This window comes from Arenimonas sp. GDDSR-1, from assembly GCF_025980345.1.
In the GTDB taxonomy this organism is placed as follows: domain Bacteria; phylum Pseudomonadota; class Gammaproteobacteria; order Xanthomonadales; family Xanthomonadaceae; genus Arenimonas.
In genome coordinates this window covers 1-7,401 of the sequence record NZ_JAPDUI010000088.1, presented here as the reverse complement: position 1 = coordinate 7,401, position 7,401 = coordinate 1, and the positions used below count along the sequence as shown (strand labels likewise).

Below are 7,401 nucleotides of genomic sequence, written 5' to 3'. Positions count from 1 at the left end.
CACCCGTTCCCATCCCGAACACGGAAGTGAAACGCAACCGCGCCGATGGTAGTGTGATTCTGTCATGCAAGAGTAGGTCATCGCCAGGGTCTTTACCCTAAACCCCAGTCCATTAGGACTGGGGTTTTTTATTGGCAAATCAGGGGGTGAAATTCGACCAAATCGCCCGCGTAAGGCGCGTTCATTGCACTGAAATATGGTATTTTTAATCATTGTTTAACATTGATTAAGGTTCATGATGTCAGCCGTGCCGGACCCTTCGTCTGGATTGGAAGCCGCACTCGCGCAAGCCGCCAACTTACTGGCGGCAGAACCCCGCATGGCCGAAGCACAGACGGATGAAATACTCAAAGTGCTGCCGGAGCAGCCGAATGCCCTTCTGCTCAATGCGCTGGCAAAGGCCAAACAGAACCGTGTTGAGGCCGCAGAAAAAGTGCTCCTGCGTCTTCGGAGCCTGCGGCCGAACTGGTTCGCCGTGCATCTTGAGCTCGGGCTGATATACCGGCGCATGGGGTTGGGCGACAAGGCCCTGGATGCCCTCCGGCAATCGGTTGCGCTGAAGCCCGAATCGCCCAAAGCCTGGCTGGCCATCGCGGATATCCACTCGGCCAACGGCGATGCCGCAGCTGCCGATGCCGCCTATGCCAAGCAACTGCGCCATTCCGACGCCAACCCGAGGCTTCTGCTCGCCGCCGCGGCCATGGGCGAAAACGATATTCCGGTTGCCGAACGTGCGCTCAAGGACTATCTGCGTGAAAATCCGACCGATGTCGCGGCCATACGCATGCTGGCTGAAGTTGCCGCCCGGCTCGGACGCGATCAGGACGCGGAGCATCTTCTGGAGCGCTGTCTGGAGCTGTCACCGGGATTCAATTTCGCCCGCCAGAACTATGCCTACATCCTCAACCGCAACAATAATTTCGCGAAAGTTCTGGAACAGGCCGAGATCCTGCTGAGGGATGAGCCGCGCAACATGAGTTACCGCAATCTGAAGGCGGTCGCGCTCAGCAAAACCGGCGACTTCGATGCCGCCATCGCGCTTTACGAGGAGGTATTGGCCGAACATCCCGGATATTCGCGGATATGGCACAGTTTCGGGCATACCCTGAAGACCGCAGGCCAGACCGAACGTGCCGTTGCCGCCTACCGGCGCAGCATCGGCATCGAACCGCAGTACGGCGAGGCCTATTGGAGCCTCGCCAACCTGAAGACCTTCCGGTTCACCGATGACGATGTCGCCGCCATGGAAGTCCAGATTGCACGCGCCGACCTGGGGGACGAGGACCGTTTCCATTTCGATTTCGCGCTCGGCAAGGCCCTGGAAGACCGCCGTGAATTCGCGCAGTCATTCCGGCACTACGACGAGGGCAACCGCCGCCGCAAGAGCCTGATCCAGTACAACGCGGACCGCAACACCATGAAGCTTCGGCAGAACCAGCGCCTGTTCGATGCCGAATTCTTCCGCCAGCGCTCGCATTACGGCGTAGCCGATGCCGATCCGATATTCATTCTCGGCATGCCGCGGGCGGGGTCCACGCTTCTGGAGCAGATCCTGTCCAGCCATTCGCAGGTCGAGGGAACGATGGAGTTGCCGGACGTCATTTCGGTAACCAAAGACCTGTACCGACGCCAGAGCGATGCCACTTCCAGCACCTACTACCCGATGCTGGGCGGCATGAGCGCCGAACAGGCGTCGGCCTATGCCAGGCGTTATCTGGAAAACACCCGCATCCAGCGCCGGACCGATGCGCCGTTCTTCATCGACAAGATGCCGAACAACTACGCGCATGTCGCGTTGATCCAGCTCATGCTTCCCAACGCGAAGATCATCGATGCGCGACGTCATCCGTTGGCCTGTTGTTTCTCCAATTTCAAGCAGCACTTCGCCCGCGGCCAGAACTTCAGCTACAGCCTTGACGACATGGGGCGCTATTACCGCGACTATGTCGAGCTGATGGCGCATTTCGATGAGGTGCTTCCGGGCCGCATCTGCCGCGTGCATTACGAAAACATGGTGCAGGATACCGAAAGCGAAGTCCGGCGCGTATTGGATTACTGCGGACTGCCGTTCGAAGAGGGATGCCTCAAGTTCTTCGAAAACGACCGTCCGGTACGAACCGCGAGTTCCGAACAGGTCAGGCAACCGATATACAAGGAGGGCGTCGATCACTGGCGCCATTATGAAACCTGGCTGGACCCGTTGAAGGATGCATTGGGTCCCGTCTTCGCGCAGTACCCGGAAGTTCCGGTTTTCCAGAAAAGAGAAATACACCACCAACGCAAGGGAGAGTAAATGAACACACAACAAAAAATGAGGCCGAAGCTGAAAGTGGCTCGTCTTCCGCTGACCGCCGCGATTTACATGGCGCTCAGTACCGCCGCTTTGGCCGCCCCGGATGACCAGGCTGCCGAAGAAAAGAAGGCCACGCTCGACACGGTGACCGTGACCGCCCAGAAGCGCACGGAAAACCTGCAGGAAGTGCCGATCAGCATCCAGGTTCTCGGAACCCAGAAACTGACCGAAATGAATGTCAGCGATTTCGATGACTATGCCAAACTGCTGCCCAGCCTGTCCTATACGCAGGGCGAGGGCGGCGGCTCCGATCCGTACATCCGGGGCGTGGTCAGCGGCGGTGACGGCAACCATTCCGGCCCTTCCCCGTCGGTCGGCATCTATCTCGACGAACAGCCGGTCACCGGCGTCGGCGGTTCGATCGAACCGCACATCTACGACATCGAGCGCGTGGAAGCGCTGGCCGGTCCGCAGGGCACGCTGTACGGTGCCAGTTCGCAGTCGGGCACCATCAAGATCATCACCAACAAGCCGGACCCCAGCGGGTTCGCGTCCGGCTATGCCTTCGAGGTCAACAGCGTCAGCGGCGGCGGTGACGGCCACGTCCTCGAGGGCTTCCTCAATCTCCCGCTGTCGGATGTCGCCGCGCTGCGCGTGGTCGGCTGGGACCAGAAGGATGCCGGCTGGATCGACAACGTCTACAACGAGCGTACGTTCCCGACCTCCGGCATCACCATGAACAACGCGGGCCTGGTCGAGAAGGACTACAACGACTCGCACACCACCGGTGCCCGTGCCGCGCTGAAAATCGACCTCGGCGAGAACTGGTCGATCATGCCCAGCATCATGACCCAGAAGGAAACCACCAACGGCAGCTTCGCGTTCGATCCGGTGGTCGGCGATCTCAAGATCTCGCGTTACTATCCGGAGTCGCTGGAGGACAAGTTCACCCAGGTCGCCCTGACCGTGACCGGGAAAATCGGCAATTTCGATCTGGTCTATGCGTTCTCGACGCTTGACCGTGACGGCAAGTCCGAATCCGACTACAACGATTACGGCTTCTGGTACGACGTCGTCTCGGGTTACGGCTACTATGCCATCGACAACAACTACGACTACATCAATCCGTCACAGATCACGCTCAGCGACGGTCATCAGACCAAGCGCAGCCACGAAATCCGCATTTCCTCGCCGCAGGACGAGCGCTTCCGTTTCATCGGCGGCTACTTCCAGATCGACCAGTACCGCGACATCCAGGAACGCTACATGATCGCCGACTGGTACGACGGCTATGAAGTGACCGGCTGGGAAGACACCATCTGGCTGACCAAACAGGACCGCCGCGACAGCGAACAGGCCGTATTCGGCGAATTCAGCTTCGATTTCACCGACAAGCTGACCGCAACCGCGGGTTTCCGTTACTTCGAGAACGACAACAGCCTGCGCGGGTTCTTCGGATTCTCGCGGGCGTTTTCGGGTCAGGGAAGCCGGCCGGGCAACCAGCGTTACGGCGAGGCCGCCTGTGCCTTCGTGTACGGCAGCACCGATCCGGCCGACTGGCCGAAATTCAACGGCGCGCCCTGCGAGTTCATCCGCGATCCCGATGGCAGCCTCGGCAAGACCACCAAGGAGAACGGCACGCTCGGCAAATTCAACGTGACCTACAAGCTGGATGAGGACAAGCTGATTTACGGCACCTGGTCGGAAGGTTACCGCCCGGGCGGCGTGAACCGCCGTGCCACCCTGCCGCCGTATCAGGCCGACTACCTGACCAACTGGGAGTTCGGCTGGAAAACCAGCTGGATGGACAAGGCGCCCTGTTCCGCCAGGAATGGAAGGACTTCCAGTTCACGATTCTGGGGCAAAACGGCCTGACCGAGATCAAGAACGCCAACCAGGCGCGCATTGACGGCTTGGAAATGGATGTCAATTTCGCCGCGACCTACAATCTGCAGCTCAGTGCCGGCGTGGCGTTCTACGATGCCAAGCTGACCGAGAACTACTGCGGCTTCACCGATGAAAACGGCAATCCGGTGACGGACTGTGCCGATCCGGAAGCACCATCGGGCACGCGTCTGCCGGTCACCGCCGAATTCAAAGGCAACTTGAATGCACGTTATACCTTTGACTGGAAGGATTACGAGCCGTTCATCCAGGGTTCGGTGGTGTATGAAGGACGCCGTACCAGCGATCTTCGCATTCTCGAACGCGAGATTCTGGGCGATATGCCCTCCTACACGATGTTCGATCTCTCGGCCGGCATCCGCAAGGACAGCTGGACCCTGAACCTGTACGTCAAGAACCTGTTCGACGAAAGGGCCGAGTTCAACCGCTTCACCATGTGCGCCGTCACCGTCTGCGGTGCTTCCGGACTCGTTCCGGAGTATCCCAACGGCCAGGTGTATACCGTGGCCGGCCAGCCGCGTACCATCGGCCTGCGGTTCTCGCAGGAATTCTGACCGCTTCAGGCTGAAACGGAAAACCCCCGGCATGCCGGGGGTTTTTCTTTGGCCGCAAACCGGCAGAATCAGTCGAGTGCGTAGCCGAACTGCTGTTTGAACTGCATGGCGAACTGGGCGTAGCTGAAGCGCTGGTTCTGCGGGCCGAGGTGTTCGATCTTGAGCGCGCCCATCAGCGAGGCGATGCGGCCGGCCGTGGCCATGTCCATGCCTTTCATCAGCCCGAAAATCAGGCCGGCCCGGTAGGCATCGCCGCAGCCGGTCGGATCGACCACCCGGATGGCGTTGGCGGCGGGAATCTGCAGCATGCCGGAGGCGGTATGGATCTCCGAGCCCTTGTCGCCGCGGGTGATGATATAGCCCTGTACGCGGCTGCTGATTTCGGCCGTGCTCAGCCCGGTCTTGTCGCTCATCAGCAGCGATTCGTAGTCGTTCACGGTGACGTAGGTCGCCTGCTCGATCATCTGTTTCAATTCGTCGCCGTTGAACAGGGGCATGGCCTGGCCCGGGTCGAAGATGAACGGAATGCCGGATTCGCTGAACTCCCGGCAATTCTGCAGCATGGCCTCGTAGCTGTCCGGCCCGACGATGCCGAAGCCGACATCGGACACGTCCTTCACATGGTTCTCGAACGAGCGCATCATCGCGCCCGGATGGAAGGCGGTGATCTGGTTGTCATCGAGATCGGTGGTGATGAAGGCCTGGGCGGTGTACAGGTCGGGGACCACCTTGACATGGGTCAGCGGGATGCCGCAATGCTCGAAATGCTCCCGGTAGGACTCGAAATCCTGCCCGACGGTCGCCATCGGGACCGGTTTGCCGCCCAGCAGGTTCAGGTTGTAGGCGATATTGCCGGCACAGCCGCCGAACTCGCGGCGCATGCGCGGCACGAAAAACGAGACATTGAGGATATGCACCTTGTCGGGCAGGATGTGGTTCTTGAACTGGTCCTGGAACACCATGATGGTGTCGAAGGCCAGGGAACCGCAGATCAGCGCACGAGACATCGTAAATCCCTGAAATCCATAAGGTCCGCCATTTTACCCGATTGGCCGGCATCTGTCTGAATTTCAAGGAAACATGATGCAGGCATCGCTTGTTCCGGCAGGCCGGAAACGGTATCCTATTGGCTCGCATCAATCCCCATTTCATAAGGCTTTCCACGATGTTTAAAAAGCTCCGCGGTCTTTTCTCCAACGACCTGTCCATCGACCTTGGAACAGCCAACACGCTCATCTACGTGCGCGGGCAGGGTATCGTGCTGAACGAGCCTTCGGTGGTCGCGATCCGCACCGGACGCAACAGCCACCATTCGCATACCGTGGCCGCGGTCGGCGCCGATGCCAAGCAGATGCTGGGCCGCACGCCCGGAAATCTCACGGTGGTGCGTCCGATGAAAGACGGCGTCATCGCCGATTTCACCTACACCGAGGAAATGCTCAAGCATTTCATCCGCAAGGTGCATACCTCGCGCTTCCTGCGTCCGAGTCCGCGCGTGCTGATCTGCGTACCCTGCGGATCGACACAGGTCGAGCGCCGCGCCATCAAGGAGTCGGCGCTTGAAGCCGGCGCGCGCGATGTGTTCATCATCGAAGAACCGATGGCAGCGGCCATCGGCGCCGGCATTCCGGTTGCGGAAGCGCGCGGTTCGATGGTCATCGACATCGGCGGCGGCACGACCGAGATCGCCGTGATTTCGCTCAATGGCATCGTGTATTCGCAGTCGGTGAAAATCGGCGGCGACCGTTTCGACGAAGCCATCATCAACCATGTGCGCCGTACACGCGGTACGCTGATCGGCGATGCCACTGCGGAAAAAATCAAACTTGAAATCGGCTGCGCCTTCCCGCAGCAGGACGTCAAGGAAATGCGCATCTCCGGCCGCAATCTGGCCGAAGGCGTGCCGCGCGAAATCGTGCTCAATTCGAATGATGTGCTTGAAGCCTTGCGCGAACCGCTTTCCGGCATCGTCAGCTCGATCAAGCTGGCGCTGGAACAGACGCCGCCGGAACTCTGTTCCGACATGACCGAACGCGGCATCGTGCTGACCGGCGGCGGCGCGCTGCTGACCGATCTCGACAAACTGATTTCCGACAAGACCGGTCTGCATGTCCATGTCGCCGATGATCCGCTGACCTGCGTCGCCCGCGGCGGCGGCAAGGCGCTGGACCTGATCGACATGCACGGCGGCGGCGAGTTCTCGACACGCGAATGATTCGTGGCATCGGATAACCGCCACTCCTTCCGGATCGGCAGCGGCCTCGGCGTCTGGCTGCCGATTCTTTTTTATACCGTTGCGGCACTCTGCCTGATGGCCGTCGATGCGCGTTTTTCCGTCAGCCGCGAAATCCGAAGCCGTACCAGTGTCCTGGCTTCGCCGGTGTGGTGGCTGGCCACGCGCCCGCAGGCCATGTGGCAGGGCGCCGTCGATGCCGTCAGCAGCAATCAGAGCCTGCGTACCCGGATCGACTTCCTGGAACGGGAAAAACTCAAGACCGATCTCGCCCTGCAGCAGATGCTGGCCGTCCAGTCGGAGAACGCGCAGCTGCGGAAACTGCTGCTGGGACGGCAGCGTCTGGCGCCGACCGCCCGCATGGTCGAACTGATCAGCATCAATCCGGAACCGTCGCAGAAACGCTTCGTCATCGG

Annotated in this window: 6 protein-coding genes and 1 rRNA gene; 6 read left to right on the top strand and 1 reads right to left on the bottom strand. The window is 60.1% G+C overall.

Annotation, left to right across the window (positions count from 1 at the left end; all coding sequences use genetic code 11):
* From rrf to Q0W88_RS10285, 4 genes are all read left to right on the top strand, one after another.
* A 5S ribosomal RNA gene (gene rrf, locus Q0W88_RS10300) occupies nt 1–89 on the top strand; the annotation flags it as partial.
* A 230-nt stretch (nt 90–319) separates the two neighbouring features.
* Complete coding sequence (locus tag Q0W88_RS10295) at nt 320–2,293, top strand: tetratricopeptide repeat-containing sulfotransferase family protein (RefSeq protein WP_297803231.1); 1,974 nt, start codon at nt 320–322, stop codon at nt 2,291–2,293.
* The gene (locus Q0W88_RS10290) at nt 2,294–4,168 is read left to right on the top strand and encodes a TonB-dependent receptor (protein WP_297803228.1); all 1,875 of its coding nucleotides are present in this window, start codon (nt 2,294–2,296) and stop codon (nt 4,166–4,168) included. It begins immediately after the preceding gene.
* The gene (locus Q0W88_RS10285; RefSeq protein WP_343212542.1) at nt 4,069–4,752 is read left to right on the top strand and encodes a TonB-dependent receptor; all 684 of its coding nucleotides are present in this window, start codon (nt 4,069–4,071) and stop codon (nt 4,750–4,752) included. The genes Q0W88_RS10290 and Q0W88_RS10285 overlap by 100 nt, the downstream gene beginning before the upstream one ends.
* A gap of 68 nt (nt 4,753–4,820) precedes the next feature.
* On the opposite strand, the gene Q0W88_RS10280 is transcribed toward Q0W88_RS10285, so the two are convergent.
* Complete coding sequence (locus Q0W88_RS10280) at nt 4,821–5,759, bottom strand: carbohydrate kinase family protein (protein WP_297803225.1); 939 nt, start codon at nt 5,757–5,759, stop codon at nt 4,821–4,823.
* 158 nt (nt 5,760–5,917) lie between these two features.
* Here Q0W88_RS10280 and Q0W88_RS10275 point away from each other — a divergent pair, with 158 nt between their 5' ends.
* Both Q0W88_RS10275 and Q0W88_RS10270 read left to right on the top strand, forming a co-directional pair.
* Nucleotides 5,918–6,967: a rod shape-determining protein gene (locus Q0W88_RS10275; RefSeq protein ID WP_297803223.1), complete on the top strand. Its 1,050-nt coding sequence runs from the start codon at nt 5,918–5,920 to the stop codon at nt 6,965–6,967.
* A 3-nt stretch (nt 6,968–6,970) separates the two neighbouring features.
* A partial coding sequence (locus Q0W88_RS10270; protein ID WP_297803220.1) for a hypothetical protein occupies nt 6,971–7,401 on the top strand: 431 nt, incomplete at its 3' end.